This window comes from Arsenicibacter rosenii, from assembly GCF_001870735.1.
GTDB lineage: Bacteria > Bacteroidota > Bacteroidia > Cytophagales > Spirosomataceae > Arsenicibacter > Arsenicibacter rosenii.
Map to the genome: position 1 here is coordinate 1 of NZ_MORL01000039.1, position 17,866 is coordinate 17,866.

The window sequence follows — 17,866 nt, forward strand, 5'->3', positions numbered from 1 at the left end:
GTTGTATTGCTTACAGTCACCACCGCCGGAACCGTACATGAAGCCGGAGCGGTATAGGTCTCACTAACCGGCCCACACCATGCATCAGAGAAAGTGGCCGTTACGGTATACGTTGCCGCATCACTAATAAGCCCGGTAAACGCAAATGGCACGGAGGTCATTGAGGCCGTTGCCGCCAGCGTCAGCGACTCATTTCCGTGCGTGATGATCAGCGTGCCGTCAGAAGGCAGCCCTTCGGTTAGTAAAGCCCCCTGTAATACATACTGATTCGTCGCACTGTTACAGCTTGCAGGTGTCAGCACAAGCGATAACAAACAAGGAGGTAGCGGGGCAAAACCGATATCAATATTATGGTCGTTTTCCCCTGAATAACCCGTGTGGACGGTAGCGGAGACCAGGCCGCCGGTCTGGATCGCATCGTTGTCCCGAACGGCAACATTGTCGGTCAGCGGGGCATCGGCAAAAGCCCGCCTGAGTATAGCCGTCGTAATGGTTAAACCATACAACGGTCCATACCCCCTTCCCCGATATTGAGAAGCCGGAATCCGGATCGTATAGAGCCGGTTAACCTGAAGCCCCGGACGATTCGGACGTAATACCCCGCTGGTATCGATCACATTCGACTGGTTGAAATAATACGTACCTTCCGCATCCGTAGTCTGCGTTCCGACCAGTTGATTTTCGTCGTTATAAAGTTCCAGAATAACATTTGGAAGCACCTGTTCGTCGGAGTCCTGAATGCCGTTTTTGTTTGTATCAATCCAGACCCGATTCCCGATTTCAAGCGACTTGGCGGTGCATAATACCTCAATCCCCCCTACCCCTGAGGCTTTGCCAAAAAGGTTATTCCCGTTGTTTGGCGGAATTTCGGTTAACAGCTGAAAGCCCCGGATTTCCTGACCGGTCGTATTATTCAGGACCCGGTAACCGTTTGAATAAATATCGCCGCCACGTGACTCATTGATCGGGTCAAATGCCGACATGATTAGTTCATTGGTACCCGGCACAAGGCCAAGGGCGCCATCGGCGGTTTCGGTGTGACTGTCTTTGTTGAAGTTGTCGCCGGTGTAGAACTCGTATTCAATGGGGCTATACGTTGCTTCCAGATACTGTCCGCCGCCTTTATCACCACATTTACCAAGCTGTTCCAGATCGTATACCGGTTTGTTGATGGATCCGGAGTTGCATATACGCAGCACATCGCCGCCGGCCCTCAGGTTGAACCGACGATAAAGCGTATTGTCATCGGTACGTTTAGAGCCTTGCGGATCAGGCCCGTCAAAAATACCCTGATGGCCGAAACGGTCCATAAAAGCGACCACAAGCGAACCGTCATCGTCAAAAACGATATCTGACAGTAACGCCTGCGGACATACGAGTTCCCAGCGGTATCCTAAGCTCCATACCTCTCCCGGCGATTCGTTATAATTTGTCCAGTCGGGATCATCGGTCCAGGGCTGCCATTTCCCGTGTTCACGGATAAACTCCCCGCCGGAGATATTGCCCCGCAGATAATCCAGTGAAAAATCGATAACGGGCGAAAATACGTGTGTCAGTACGTCGAGCTTGTAGATGTAAGCATGCAGATCCTGGTATTGTTTGGAAATACTGCCGTCGCAGACCGTCCCGATGTAAACGTTATCCCCTCTGACGCCTAATCCATAGGGCCGGACCATGCCGCCGTTGCAGGCCGGTGTCGGCAGGTCATAGGCCAGCACATCGGCCGCCGTCGGAAAGGTCGACGGGTTCTTATCGCTATCGATGGCAATACGGTAAAGGCGGTTTTCGTTCAGGCTGACCACAAAGAGGTACTGCCCGTCGTTCGACATATCCATATCGCCGAACGAGATTTTTCCTACTGCATCTGTTGGATTTCCATTGGCATTGATCAAATCCAGGTAGTAATCGCTTTTCATGTGCGGATCACTGCCGGTATTTACGGTTACCGTGCCGCCATTGATGTGTGCAACAGTCATCCCGTTGAGATTCAGCCACTCAAACGACCGGGAGGCCGACGGGTCCTTAATATCTGCCGTCACGTAAATAACGCCGGTTCCGCCGGGACCAAAGGCCGTATGCCGCCGCATAAACGACGCGGAATAAAGCCAGCCTGTTTCGCGGTCATAGGCAGTTCCCCAGATAGATCCTACGGTAGTGGCAGGCGCGTTCGGGTGGCCGACATCGTTCGGGTCTTTACCGTTTGCATTATACGGGATGTTGGCCAGCAGGTTGTCTCCCAGAGTGGTACCGGCACCAATAACAAAACACACCACAGAAACCGGTGGGGTAGCTTCGCAGAAATCACCCGGATAGTTGATGGCAAAATTGACGTCGGTGGCCGGGCCATGCACAAACTGAACACTGGTTCCGTTTTTACCGACACCCGGTGCATACGCCCCCGGGAAAAATTTTTTCAGTGAATCGGGGACAGAGAATTCGATCCGCACGGCTTCCCCCGGTGCCGCAGCCGGTGACAAGGCAAACAAGCCGTCTGCCCCGGAAACAGCCGATGCCATCAGCGAGTTATCGGATTTAAATGCCTGAATGACGATGCCTCTTACACCAATATCACCCGTATCAGCGGTCCCGTTGTTGTTGAAGTCACGAAATACCTTACCAGACTGCGCCAATACCGATGAAAATGTAAGTATTGATATGGTTACTGGTAAGACTATTTTTAAAATTTGTGCATATAATTTCGCCATACGTGTTGAGTTATTCTCAATTGGATATACCTCACCCGTAGCAAAAAAAATGCCCTATGTCTCAGATCAAGACACTTAATAAACAATATGATACTATAAGTATATTTTATGACTACTTTTTAGCGTCAAATAACCATCAGTTCATGTTTACATAAATCAATAGTTAGTAACATCAAATTCTGTGCCATATTTTCAGAATACTATGCCAACCAGCAAAAAGGGCTTTCCACCGTATGGAAAGCCCTTTTACACATGAAATCATGTTGTTGCTTAACGAACTCTGGAGCGCCTGATAACGACTGGCACACAGATTGCTTCGGGGCATTCGCAGTTTGCGCTGATTGTTATTGTTTGCTCCCGGAAGCACCCCAAACTATTGTATACCCGTACGATATAGGTCTTTGTCTGACTCAGTCCACTTAACAGAGTTCCATCCGACGGAACCGGTAATGTGGCAGGATTCGTCGCCGTGAAACTGGTTCCTTCAGTAATGGCATAGCGGTAGGCGGCAGCCACAGTTGCCGATCCTAATCCTGTGATGGTCAGGCTACCGTTTGCCTGTGGCTGGTTCGCTACGCAGGTCGGTGACTTAGCCACCAGACTGAATGCCGGTATACTGTCTTCTTCAATAATGAGCGGGCAGCACGATAACGTCGGGCATTTCCCCGGCTGATCATCAACTACAACGCGGTATTCGCCGGGCGCTGTAGCCGTATAGCTGTTCAGTATACCATCATAAACTACCGTTTCCGGTGCAGTACCCACCCGGCGCAGCCACTGGTAACGGCTATAGCCGGCAGGTGCACTGACCTGAATCGCATATCCCGAATCCTGACATACCCGTATCGGTATTGAGGTACATACCGTATTGGTATCGCCCGGAATCGTGGCCGTGTTATAGACGACACCTTCGCTGGTTGCGCTGGCGGAGAACGTCAGGGTAACCGTTGTATTGGGCGGCAGGCTAATTAACGTCCATAAACTAACCGGCGTGCCCTGCTGATATACCCCCTGCGAAACACTCACCGAACCGGGAACGACCGCCAGCCCGCTGCTGAGGGAGTCACGGACGATCACGTTCGTAGCCGTACCCCGCCCTGTATTACTCAGGACAACGGTATACGAGATCACCTCTCCAACTGCGGCTTTGGTCTTATTGACATACTTTTCGAGTGCAAGTTCCGGTAATAACTGCACCAGCAAACTGATAGTGGCCGATACCTGACACTGTGGTCCGGTTGTACAGGTTGCCGTATAAACCGTATTGACCGTCGGACTCACAACAATACTGGTTTTTGCCTGCCCGGTCGACCAGACAACGGTGCCACTGTCGCAGCCTGTGCCGGTAAGCGTTACACTAGTGCCCTCGACCGGAATCACCGAACTGGCGGTTAAGGTCAGGGCCGGAATCGGGTATACCATCACCGTCCCCGTCGCAACCTCAACAATGGAGCCGTTTGTACAGGTCACACTATATTCGGTCGAAACCGTCGGCCTAACCACTACCTGTGTCGTTGTAGCCCCTGTACTCCACTGTAGCCGGGCATCGCAACCGATAGCCGACAGGGTTACGCTCTGTCCGGCGCAGATAATGCCGTTATCAGTAAAGATCATCAGATTGATCGGGGCACCGCCGACGGTTACGCTGGCGGTGGTTATACAGTTTGGCTGTGTGATACAGGTTACCGAATAGGTATTGCTGATAGTCGTTGCTTCAACCACAGCAATCCGGCCGGTATTACCCGGTACATTCCAGATGAAGGACCCGTTTTCGCAGCCGGCAGCGGTTAGTGTCACGTTACTGCCCTGCGTTACGGTCAGGCTTGATGCGGTCAGTGTCAGGCTCGGGATAGGCACAACCGTTACGGTACCGATGGCGGTTGTCGTGTTTGTAACAGTTGTACAGCGGGCCGTATAGCTCAGCACTGAGGTAGTTGTCAGCGCCGCATTGGTAGTTACCGAAATTACGGCTGAATTGCTGGTAAAGGCGCCCGGGCCTGTCCACAGCAGTGTGCCCTGGCAACCGGTTGCCGTCAGCGAGGTGGCAGCGCCGGCACAGACCGTTTTCGAGAGGACACTCACCGTGGCGGGTACCGTACAGCTTGCCGGTGCGGCATAGGTCCGGCTCGCCGATCCGCAGATGGTGGCTGACGAGAGAACCGAAACCGTATGCGTACCGCTGCCCGAATTCAGGCCGGTCAGCGAAAAGGCCACCGAGGCTTGTCCAGCCGTAACCGACACCACTGACCGTACGGTCCCGTCCGTAACCGTCAGACTACCGGCCGGCGTATTGGTCAGGTTGACCGTTCCCGTAACCGTATACAGGTTTGTTACCGGATCACACTGTTCGGGTGTGGCGGTTAAGGCCAGCGCACAGGTACAGGTTGTTTGCGGTAATGTGACTGAAATCACCGTTGAGCAGCAAGGGCCGTTGAAAATAATGATGTTGTAAGCCGTTCCGGTAGTAGCCGCCGGGTTCGATAACCCGGTAAAGGCCACGGCACCGCTTACGACAGCTGTATTGGTTGTTGCGGTATAGGCAGGCGGTGTTGTCTGACTAGCCGGATACAGTGCTACTTTATCTCCGTTGGTAATAGTTGCTAACCGGATAGACGCATTACTCAATGCCGTTGTCGCATTACAGGTTGACGGTGTTACCGACAGTGTGTAGGTTGATGTCAGACAGACAAATCCAACGTCAAAGGTATGATTCACTTCGCCCAGGCTACCGGTTGTCAGACTGACGACCGGAGCCGTAATCCCCGCCACGGTGCCGATCTGGGCATCCGAATCGTTCAGGTCATTGGCGGTCGCCGAGGTACTGTTTACGGCGGAGAGCTCATATTTCCCGTTATCAACCGTAAGCGTCGATCCGCTGAACTGATTACCGGTCCCAAAAACAAGCTGATAGGCCGTATTTGGCTGAACGAGTGTGTAGGAGAAATAATATTCACCCGCCGCATTGGTTGTTGTTGATGCCACCAGCGTGGTTCCTCTGTATAAGGCCACCCGAACGTTGGGCAGGCCTTTTTCGCAGGCATCCTGAATACCGTCTTTATCGGTATCTACCCACACGCGGTTACCGATCTGCAGATGTTGCACCAGATTACAGGTGAGTTCCATATCCCCTAGCCCGGCGGCTTTTCCGAACGTGCCGGGTGCCGGGTCAGCATTGGATGTTGCCGTCTGATAAACCACATACGCATCATTGACCAGACCACTTATGTTGTTCATCCGGCGCACACCGCCGGAAAAAGGCGTAAAGCTGTAATCTGTATTCACTCCGGTCGGGTCCATAACGCCGGTTACGACCTCACCCGATCCCGGACGGAGGGCCAGTGAACCGAAGCCGATTTCAGAGTGATACAAGCCATCCCCTAAATCTACCCCGGAATCATCATTATAAAACTCGCCGAAGCCAGGCCCCTGATTATTCTTGTTTGCATAACCGGTTGCCGGTCCTGCTTTGGCTGCGTTCTCCAGGACAAACGTTCCGTTCCGGTAAAAGGCGCGGAGAATATCCCCGCCGATGTGCCCATTATACAGGATAGACGTTCCGCTGGTGCTATAGTTCCGGTAACCGGTCTGTAAGCCCGTGCGGTCATTGAAAGCCAGTACCAGTGAACCGTCAATATCGAACTCGATATCGCTCAGGATCGGCGTTGGGCGCGTTACATTAAAAAGCGGGTTATAATCGGCTGTAATAAACAGGTTACTGAATGAATCCGTCCATGGATACCAGCCCGTAACATTTCGGTTTCCACCGTCCGGAAAGCCCTTCGGGTAAGTCAGCGGGAAATCAAAAACCGGCTGCGCCGAGAACGTATTGGTGGCCGGGTCGAAGGCAAAAACACCGGCCCGCATGTCGGAACGCGTCCCGGCAGATCCGTCACAAATGGTCCCGACATAGACCTTGCCTTTATTGTATTTTACGGCCCATGACCGTTGCTGACCGTTTGTGCATCCCAGCCCCGGCACGGCATAGGGGCCGCCTTTTAGCGTAATACTGCCGGTATTTAAGGTTATGTTATAGACCGACAAATCGAGCGCATAGAGTGAATTATTGCTCAGATTGAGGAAATACAGTGTTTCTCCGTCGCTCGACATGCTCATCCCTCCGATACCGATCTTTCCGATTGCGGTAAACGATTGCGGATCGTTGGATGGCTGGGTTTTATCGCCAACCAGCCCGCGGGCGCTATTGCTGATAAATGCCCCGACATTAACGCCCAGGTTGCCAACCTTGATATAACTCAGCGACTGCGGGCTTGACGGGTTCGTCAGGTTCGTAATATAAATAGCATCCAGCCCCCCCGGCCCCAGACCCGAGTGTCGTTTAATGGTGGCTGCGCTGAAGAGGCGTTTCGTATACTTGCTGTAGACCTGTGCCCAAGTAGACCCCAGGGTCGAGGCCGGAATCATAAACGTTTTTGTACCGCCTGAGCCTGAGCTGTTATAGGGGAACCCAACCAGTACATCGCCTGAAGCAGCACTTCCGGCAACCAGCGGATCGCCGCTGACGTAACAGGGAGTAATAATCAGCGGATTGTCCTGACAATAATCGATAGGGTCATTGACACCCAGATTGACATTACAGCTGGCCGCATCCACAAACTGAACGGTGGTTTTGCTACCTGCCCCATACACGGTAGATGTGTTCAGAAACGCCGGTGGAATATTGGTAAACTCAACCCTGACGGGATACACAACGGCCCCGCCTATGCTCCATTTCCCGAACGCATCGGTCGTTGCCTGATACAGGGTATTATCACAAGCATAAGCCTTTATGGTCACGCCGGCGACTCCGTTTGTTTCTCCGGCATCCAGTACTCCATCACTATCGTAGTCATTAAATACGACGCCCCCTAACCCACCGGTCTGACACACCAGCGGGTTGCAGGATGCAGGGACCGTATAGCTGGCAGTAACAGGGGTTGTGCAGGAAGTGGTATTCAGAAAGCGGGCTGAAACGGTTGTACTGGACGGGCCGTTAGCATTGATCTCGAAGGCTACGACCTGGGGCGAAACAATGGTTTGCGAACCGGCCGGCGTACTGGTACCATTGTTACCATAGTTTACAGTAATAGCGTCCGGTGTAATGGTCCGGCTTTGGGCTCCCGTAGTGACAACAATGTAGCTGTTTACCGGCGCGCTTGTCCAGCTGACTTCCACACTGACAGTTGCTTTACTGCTTCCTGTTACAGAATAACAGCCGGAAACCGTAACCTTCTTAATGGCAATGGCGCATTGCCCGAAAACAGTAATTGTTGCGAAGAATAAAAGAGCAATACATAACGTACCGCCCCGTATAAACGGGGTGTAGAAAGGTCCCATAATGTTCCAAAAGTTTTCGATGCCAAAAGTGCCTGTAATACGTTTATACAGGGCAAAAAAAATGCCGCGCGTAAACGGAGGCAACAATTCAGGCTTTCTTGAAACTTTTGAAGCTTAAAATAAAACCATTTCTCAGAAGATAGTCACAAAAGATAGAAGCGGATCGGTCAGTAACTGTATCAGCAAAAGTAATGCCATAGACTTTGTCTTAGTCCGTTTTTTTACTTATTTAATTACTTATAAAAAAAATTTCATTTTTTCAGCCTTTTCAGGTAACAGGAAAGCGTTACGGGATGTAATGCTTTCCTGTTAAATCTCTGATTTTGATTACTTAATTCTGGTAACCGTAACAGGAACACAGGCCGGTAGCGGACAATCACAGCTGACTGTAATGGTTACGGCAACATCCCTGTAACAACCGGTTGCATTTGTCATCCGGATTGTGTATGTCTGTGTTGCACTCAGGTTCCGGATTAATACGCCGTCGGCGGGAATTTGCGTAGCCAGACTGGCCGTATTCTGATCAAATATTGCCCCTGCCGAATACTGATAGGTATACTGACCTGTTCCGACAGACGTACTCAATTCAATCTGCCCGTTGGCCTGCGGCTGACTCCCCGAGCAGGTCGATGCTCTGGCTACCAGACTGAACGACGGGATACTGTCTTCCTCAATAAGCTGCGGGCAGCAGGCATCCTGCGGACACCCGCCGGCATTTACCCGCACGATATACGAACCAGCCTGCGTAGCGGTATAGCTGTTCAACGGCCCGTCGTAAACAATCTGTTCCGGCTGACCGGCTACCTGGCGAATCCACTGGTACTGGCTATAACCGGCCGGGGCAGTCAGACGGATGGCATAATTGCTGCCCTGGCAGACTTTAAACGCCACCGATGTACAAACCGTAGTGGTATCGCCCGGTACATTAGCGCCGTTATAGATAACTCCTTCTGACAGCACACTGGCCGAAATCACCAGCGCCGCCGTACCATTGGCCGGCAAACTGGCCAGCGCCCAGGTACTGACCGGTATTCCCGGCGTATATGTCCCCGATGTCACACTGGCTGTAGCTGGCTGATAAGCAGCCAGGCTGCTGCTGATCGAGTCGCGGACCACCACATTACTGGCCGTAACCGGACCGGTATTGGTCAGTACCAGCGTATAGGTAATGACATCACCGACCTGCGCCTTGCTGGTACTAACCAGTTTTGTCAGCCTTAACCCACACTGTTCACAGACAAATCCGGCATCGTATGTGTGATTTACCCAGCCGCTGTTTCCGGTAGTGAGGCTGATGACGGGAGCTACCAGACTATTCACTCCGCCAACGGCGGCATCGGAATCGTTCAGGTCATTCCCTGTGCCGGTTGTACTATCAGCGGTAGTGAGCTGATAGCGGATCGCTCCTAATGTCAGAGCATTGCCGGTAAACTGCCCCTGTACCCCGAAAACCAGCTGGTAAGCGGTATTAGGCAATAACGTTGTATCAGCATCGGTACCGCTCCATATACCGGTAACCAGCTTGCTCTTCGCAGAAAAATAGTACTCGCCGTCTGTATTGGTTTCAGTGACAGCGATCAGGCTTCCGTTTTTATAGAGACCGACTTTGACCCCGGGCAAGGCCGGTTCACAGGCATCCTGAATCCCGTCATGGTTGCTGTCGATCCAGACGCGGTTACCGATTTCCATATACTGCACCTGATCACAGGCCAGTTCGAGATCGCCGAGGCCGGCGGCTTTGCCGAATGTGCCGTCGGCAACCGCCCCCGGATCATTGAAGGTATCGGGCGTAGCATACACTACATAGGCATCGTTGACCAGACCGGTACTGTTGTTCATCCGGCGGATACCGGCGGCCCAGTTAATAAACGGATAGGGCGTATTGATGCCAAGCGGGTCCATGGCCGCCGAAATTACTTCGCCGGAGCCGGGCCGGAGCGCCAGCGCACCCAGGCTATTTTCGGAATGGTTCAGGCTATTACCGAAATCAACCCCCGAATCATCGTTATAAAATTCACCGAAGCCAGGACCCTGGTTGTTACCGGCTCCATATCCGGTGGCAGGCCCTGCCTTGGCATTGTTTTCCAATACATACGTCCCGTTTTTGAAATAGGCCCGCAGGATATCGCCGCCGATAATACCCGTATAGTCATTGTTATTATTACCATCCAGCCCATAATTCCGGAAGCCGGACTGCAGGCCCGTCCGGTCGTTGAAGGCCAGAATCAGCGAGCCGTCAATATCGAACTCGATATCGCTGAAAACAGGCTGCGGATGATCGAGAAAAGCGCTGTTGGGAGTCGTGTAGGTAGCTGATATTAACTCACTGAAATTGTCAGTCCACGGAAACCAGCCGGTAATATCTGTCGCACTTACGTCCGGATAGCCTTTCGGATATGTCAGCGGGAAGTTAAAGACAGGGGTACTGTTGAAGGTTTCTGTAACCGGATCAAAGGCAAACACACCGGCAACCAGATCGGAGCGTGTTCCGTCTGCGGCATCACAAACGGTTCCGACATAGACCTTGCCTTTGTTGTATTTAACCGCCCAGGAGCGTTGAGCCCCATTGATACAGCCGAGGTCCGGTACTGCATAAGGCCCGCCTTTCAGGCTGATATCACCCGGATCGCCAGAGAGGTTGTATGCCGTCAGATCAAGTGCATACAGGGCATTCTCTCGGATGTTCATCAAATACAGCGTTTTACTGTCGGACGACAGGCTCATGCCGCCGATACCGACCTTACCAATGGCCTCAAACGCCTGTTGGTCGACCGATGGCGAGGTGCGGTCCGGTACCAATCCACGGGATATATTGTCATCAACCGTACCGACATTAATCCCGAACGAACTCAGACTGATATAAGCCGGCGTTCCCGGATTACCCGGATCCGACAAATCGGTCACGTAAATAGCATCCAGTCCACCCGGGCCCAGCCCGGCATGCCGTTTGAGTATGGCCGCGCTGAAGAGTTGTTTCGTCGCTTTATTGTACACCTGTGCCCAGGTTGTTCCGACGTATTGCCCCTGGATGGTAAACGTTTTAGGCCCGCTCATGCCGGTGCTGTAATACGGAAAACCAACAATTGCATCGGCCGTTGCCGAAGAGCCGCCCTGGAGCGGATCGCCCATGACGTAGCAAGGCGTAATGATCATGGGAGCACTCTGGCAGTAATCGAGCGGGTCATTGACACCGAGGCTCACCTCGCAGCTGCTGCCTGTAACAAACTGCACGGTCGTACGGCTACCGGTACCGTTAGGCGTAGACGTGCCCAGATAGGCCGCCGGTATATTACTAAATTCAACGCGGACCGGATACGCAATACCGGTTTCAGTAAGTAACCACCGGCCGGTGGCATCGGAGGTTGCCTGATACTGGTTATTGTCGCAGTCATAAACGTTGATAACGACACCGGCAACGCCATTGGTCTCCCCTGTGTCGTGAATGCCGTTTGCGTTGTAATCGTTGAAGACGATGCCCCCCAGCCCACCACTCAGACAGGCAGCCGGAACACAAGCGGCCGGCGCGGTAAACGAAGCCGTTGCCGAACAGGATGGGTTAGAAGCAAAAACCGCAGACACCGCCCCTGTACTGCCATCGGCATCAATCTCAAAAGCAATGGTCTGGGGTGACACAATGGTCTGTATACCGCTTGGCGGCGTTGTACCGTTGTTACCGTAGTTTACCGTGACAGGCCCCGGCGTCAGGGTCCGGCTTGCCGTTCCTGATGTCACGACAATGTAGTCATTGGCAGGCGGATTCGCCCAGCCAATATTGACACTGACGGTCGCTTTACCGGACCCGCTAACGGAATAACATCCCGATACCGTAACCTGTCTGATTGTTAAAGCGCACTGACCCAAGGCAGTGTAATAACTAAAGCAGACCAGCAAACAGAATAGACTGCTTGCCGGACGTAACATCCGGTAAAAATGTACCATAACTTTCCTGTGCCAAAAATGCCTGTTTACTCTTTTAAAAGGTACAAAAAAAATGCCGTATTCGTGAGGCTGTTCCGAATACGGCATTAAGGTACGCTTTTAGTGCATTTTATACACTTTTCGCACTATAGCAACTCATAAAAGTTATTTTCCAATTTACAGTTAAATTATTAGCAATTTTTGTACCAAAATGACACAATTAAGATACCAATAAGTCATTTATTTTCACTTATTGGTAAAACGCCTAACTCATGCGAAAAAGAAGTAATGCGTTTACCGGCCGCTTCCCGGCGCTCCGGTTAGCATATGGCCCTCACAAATAAAAACGCCCCGGTACCATACCGGGGCGTTTCTGCATGCGGCAAACGGCTGTTATGGGTTTACGAGCCGTGTTCTGCGGATAGTAACCGGTACGCAGACTTGTGGCGGACAAGCACAGTTCACCGTCAGCGTCACCGTAACATCCCGGTAGCAGCCTTGCTGGTTGTACACCCGCACGGTATAGGTTTGTGTGGTATTCAGGTTGCTGAGAATAACCCCGTTTGCCGGTACGGTAGCGGCTACCCCTGGCAGCGCCGCTCCCGGAGTAAAGGTTGCTCCGGCTGATACCTGATACGTAAACTGCGTCGGATCGGTACCCAGACCCATGATCGTCAGACTGCCGTTGCCTTGCGGCTGGGTGTTCAAACAGGTAGGCGACTGTGCCATGACCGTAAACTGCGGAATACTGTCTTCTTCTACAATAAACGGACAGCATGATAAGTCAGGACACTGACCCTGAACATCGTTCACCACCACTCTGTACTCACCGCCCCGGGTTACGGTAAAGCTTGAAAGCGTTCCGTCATAAACCAGTGTTTCAGACGATGTCGGTGTTGCGCGGCGGAACCATTGGTAACGGACATACCCTTCCGGTGCATTCAGCAGGAAGGCATAATCCGTTCCCTGACAGACGCGGATCGGGATGGTCGTACAGACAGAAGCCGTACTGCCAGGCACCGATGCCTTATTGTAAACAACGCCCTCGGCCGTCACGCTGGCCGAGAAGGTAAAGGTAGCGGTACTGTTAGCGGGTAATGATGGTACCACCCACACACTGACCGGTGATCCCGGTGAGTATGTACCCACAGACGGCATTACCGATGCCGTCAGAATCTCCAGCCCGTAGCTGACCGAATCACGAACCTGAACATTAGTCGCCTCGCCGGTTCCGGTATTGGCTAACACAATCGTGTAGGAAATGATATCACCCAACCGGGCACGGGATGCACTAACCAGTTTGGTAACCGTCAGCAGCGGCGTTTGCGGCGCCATGACCATCACTGTAACCGTGGCTACAGACTGGCACTGCGGACCGGTTGTACAAGTGGCCGTATAGGTTGTGGTCGCCGTCGGACTATCCACAAGGCTCATCATACCGTTGGCGGTTGATCCTGTTGACCAAACCAATGTGCCGCCAACGCAGCCGGTGGCCGTAATCGTTACGCTTTGCCCCGGCGTAATACCCGGGCTTGAAGCAGTTAAGGCAATGGCTGGTGAACCCTGCACGGTAACTGTCGCTGAACCGGTCACCGTAGTGATGTCGTCAGAGCAGCTGGCAGAATATACCGTAGTGACAGCCGGATTTACCACTATGGCTGCCGTTGTTTCTCCGGTACTCCAGAGCAGATTCGCCGTACAACCGTTTGCGGTCAGCGTTGCGGATTGGTTGCCGCAGATAATACCACCGGTAACCAGCACATCCAGTACAGGCGGCACCAGACCGATCCGTACCTGGTCGGTGCCCCGGCAGTCTGGTCCGGTCGTACAAGTTACCGAGTACAAGGTCAGTGCACCGGATGCAATCACAATAGAAGCCGTAGATTCGCCGGTCGACCACAACAGTGTTCCGTTCTGACAGCCGCTTGCGGTCAATGTTACACTGTTTGTCGACGTACTACGCTGCGCTGTGATGGTCACGTCAGGCGTCGGCACTACGGTAATGGTTCCGACCGCTGTAGTCGTTTCCACATTGGTCGTACAGGTAGCTACGTAGCTTAATGTTGTCAGGGCTGTTGTACCGGCCGATGTCTGAACTGTCAGGACATTACCGGTTACGGTACCCGCACCCGGATTGTTGAAGGTTACCGTATTCGTACAGCCAATAGCCGTCAGGCTGGCTGGCTGGCCGGCGCAAACCGTTGTGCTGCTGACAACGAGCGAGGTCGACGGCAAGCCGGTTACGGTCACTGAAGCCGTACCCGTACAGTTTGGCTGGTTTGTACAGGTTACGGAATAGACATTGGTGGTGCCTGTCACCATCACCTGCGCCGATGAACCGGAAACGCTGCCCGTGATGGTACCGAATGTACATCCTTGCGTTGTCAGCGTAATCATGCTGCCTTGTACAACCGTCAGGCTGGAAGCCGTCAGCGTCAGGCTCGGCACCGGTACAATGGTTACCGTACCAACCGAAACGGCGGTAGAACTATAGAGCACACAGGTAGCCGTATAGCTGACCACGGTCTGTACCGTCAGGCTGGCCGACGTACTTACGGATACGACCGATGTATTGGCCCCGCCGGTAATACCGGTGCCGGCCCACTGAATGGTACCCGGACAGCCGGTTGCGGTCAGGCTGGCCGGTGAACCGGCACATACCGTAGCTGATGAAGCCGTTACTGAGGCTGGTACCGTACACGAAGCCGGTGCGTTAAAGGTCAGGCTCGCTGCGCCACAGGCCGATGCCGATGAGAGAACGGCAGCCGTCTGCAGGCCTGCACCACTGGTGAGCCCCGTCAACGTAAACGGCAGTGAGGTAGTCGCCGCCGAAACGCTCAGCACAGCCGATGCCGTACCAACGGTTACAGTTACGCTGCCGGCCGTTGTATTGGTAAAGTTTACGGTTCCGCTCAGGGTATACTGGTTTGTCACCGAGCTACAGGCTCCCGGCGTAACTGTCAGCGACAGGTAGCAGGGGGCTGTCAGACCAAAATCAAAGTTATGTACCGCACCGCCATCACTGCCGGTGGTAAACCGTACACACGGGCGGCCGGTTTCAACCACCGCATCGTTGTTGCTGATGGTTGTACCGGAGTTGATGCTTGTACTTTCACCGATTCGCGGTGATACGCTGGTCAGCGACAGGAAATTACCTGTCACAACCGTTCCGGTACCCAGACTGCTGATGACCACCGCATACGAGGTGTTATAGGTCAGGGCCGTGGTAACAGCGGCTGACGTTGAGGTAACGGTTGAACTGCTGGCTGACGAAAAGTAATATTCACCGGCGGCATTGGTCGTCACCGACGCCAGAACCGTTGTTTTTGCACTGTTGTATAACTGCACGACGGCGCCGGCAACTGGCTGTTCGCCCGGGTCCTGGATACCGTTCTGATTCTGGTCGAACCACACACGGTTACCAATCTGGATTGGTGCCGGGCCACAGAGCAGTTCAACATCGCCGATTCCGTTTGCTTTGCCGTATGACGTAATGTCGTTGTCGGTATACAGGTAAAAGCCGGCCGTCGGCGAGCTCGTTGTGAAACTTTCACCGGCCTTGGCACCGGTTGCATTCACCAGTCTTTTTATACCACCGGTATTAAAAATATCGTTCGGGTCCATAGCGGTCATAATTACCTGGCCACTGCCCCCCAGTACGGCAAGTCCCCCCAGGGAGCTTAGCTGGTGGTTAGCCCCCTGCTGGACGCGGTCGCCCCAATAGAATTTACCATTGCCAGGTCCCTGACCGGCTGTTTGAGCTGTTGTGTTAGACGGAATCGTACAGGTCGAACCATTGCTCTCTATTGTCCACGAATCGGCAGCAGTACATTTCCCTGCCCGCAATATTTCTCCCGGAGAAATAACGCTGACAAAATCAGTCCGGCTGCTTATAGGGAAATAATTCTGATAACCCATCTGATCACCGAAGCGGTCACGTACGCCCAGAATCATATCGCCGTTAACGTCAAATTCAATATCGGTTAACCACGGTTGCGGATAACTGGCAATCACAGGATTCGCACCGGTCAACCGGTCAGCACGGAAGTTATTGGTCCATGGCCGCCAGTATTCAGCTCGTGCCTGAGGAGCCGTTATTGCTGAATAATCGGCGTTGGTCGGCGCTTTCAGGTAATTCATGGGAAAGCTCAGGGCGACAGCCGTTGTGGCAGTGGATCCTGTAATGCCAAATGCATAAACAGTACCCTGCAAACCCGTGGTCGGACCGTATGTATCGGCCACACCATCATTATTCGTATCCGCAACAATCAGGTCCTCACGGGTACAGACTACACCAACGTATACCTTTCCCCGATGGTATTTAACCGCAAATGGCCGGTAGCTGGTACCGGTCGAACAGTTATTGGGAATGCTGAAGCTTACCGTATCTTTGGTGGCAATTGTAATCTGATACAGCCGCCGGTTAAACAGGTTAACCACGTAGAGATACTGCTCATCGTCAGAAATATCAATATCACCAAGGCCTACCTTTCCGACCAGGCTGAATGACTGAATGTCATAACTGGCTTCACCTGCCGATGTCGATAAGGTCCCGTGTAGTGCAGGGCCCGCTCCTGCAACGCTGCTAAAGTTAAAAAACGGTGTTGCGGCTGTCGTGCCGGATTGCAGGTCAGCGGCAAGCGTCGTTACATAGATTGCACCGGCTCCCCCGGGTCCATAACCAACATGGCGTTTCTGAAAAGCGGCCGTAAAGAGCTGCCGCGTTGTTTTCTTGTAGGCCAGTCCCCAGACCGAACCAACAGCGAGCGCATTGGCAATGCTGGCATGAGTCGGACGGGCATCTCCGGTCGTACTGTACGGAACCCCGACAATCACATCCCTCCCACCGGCAAGCGCCGTGTTGGTGACCGGTGTTGCAGTCGTTGGTGTGCCGGAGACAAAGCAGGTCGTAATGACTTCCGGATTCTGTGTGCTACAGTAATTCTGCGGGTAGTTAATCCCGAAATTGACGCCTGTTACAGAGGCAGCCACCGTCACAAACTGAACGTTGGTGCCGTTGCCGGTTCCCCTGAAACTGCTTTGGTCTCCCTGCGGCAGGTTAGTAAATTCAATCCGGAATTGGCCCGCACCGGTCGTAAGAGTATATGTTCCGGTCGATGAAGTGGTAACCGACAATGGTGAGGTCGCTGTATTACTACTATATGCGGTAACGATAATACCCGGAACGCCTACATCTCCTGCCGATACCCCCGTTGCATTTGCCGGGGCTGTTCGTAATCCATCACTGTTAAAATCGCGGTAGACTACCCCCGAAATGGTTTGCGCTTTCAGGTCTGCGGATAGATATCCCCCGCCCAATAACAGCAATAAAAGGCATAGAAGCCTTTTTCGGTTTGCAGGTGATTTAATAATAGTAAAACAATTCTCCATAATGTTTCCTAAAAAATGAAACAGTAAACATTTTATACACATTTTTACGGCAATGGTCATGCCAAATAGGCGCATATCGGACTATTTTCTACTTAAAAACTACAGCAACGGATATTTAACCAAATTTCCATATTCAATACAAAAAGTTTACATATTTATAAAAATAAATACTAATTCAGAATTTTACCTGTCCTGTTTACTCAAAAGGTGTGCCAATACGATATGTCCCTACCAGATAAGTAAAAAAAAACCCTGAACGGAAACATCCGTTCAGGGCCTCATATTAAAATACTATGTTACTATCTAAATCCGTGTCCGGGTCTTTCTGATGCTGATTGGCACACAGATTTCCGGCGGACAGGCACAGTTTACCGTCAGCGTCACCGTTACATCCCGGTAGCAACCCAACTGGTTGTAGATACGGACCGTGTAGGTCTTCGCTTCACTCAGGCCACCGGCCACTACCCCATCCTGAGGCAAATTCTGTAGCGTCGGATTGGCTACGGTAAAACTACTGC

At 52.5% G+C, this 17,866-nt stretch carries 5 protein-coding genes; all 5 read right to left on the minus strand.

What is annotated here, in order from left to right; all coding sequences use genetic code 11:
• Positions 1–2,705, minus strand: a 2,705-nt coding sequence (locus tag BLX24_RS28535) for an SdrD B-like domain-containing protein (RefSeq protein WP_310590808.1), incomplete at its 3' end; no start/stop codon positions are given.
• 270 nt (positions 2,706–2,975) lie between these two features.
• Positions 2,976–8,039, minus strand: coding sequence for an SdrD B-like domain-containing protein (locus BLX24_RS28540; RefSeq protein ID WP_143092853.1), 5,064 nt, complete (start codon positions 8,037–8,039; stop codon positions 2,976–2,978).
• Between the two features lie 327 nt (positions 8,040–8,366).
• Positions 8,367–11,900 carry an SdrD B-like domain-containing protein gene (locus BLX24_RS28545; RefSeq protein ID WP_177225944.1) on the minus strand — a complete coding sequence of 1,178 codons (3,534 nt, stop codon included), beginning with the start codon at positions 11,898–11,900 and terminating at the stop codon, positions 8,367–8,369.
• A gap of 450 nt (positions 11,901–12,350) precedes the next feature.
• Positions 12,351–17,276: an SdrD B-like domain-containing protein gene (locus BLX24_RS28550; RefSeq protein ID WP_071506648.1), complete on the minus strand. Its 4,926-nt coding sequence runs from the start codon at positions 17,274–17,276 to the stop codon at positions 12,351–12,353.
• A gap of 375 nt (positions 17,277–17,651) precedes the next feature.
• Positions 17,652–17,866: CVP-CTERM putative protein-anchoring domain-containing protein (locus BLX24_RS32900; RefSeq protein WP_510185434.1), on the minus strand; the 215-nt coding region annotated here is incomplete at its 5' end.

Bases quoted from the DNA above. Each gene is read 5' to 3' on its own strand.
- BLX24_RS28540 (WP_143092853.1), bottom strand. From the start codon at position 8,039: ATGGGACCTTTCTACACCCCGTTTATACGGGGCGGTACGTTATGTATT.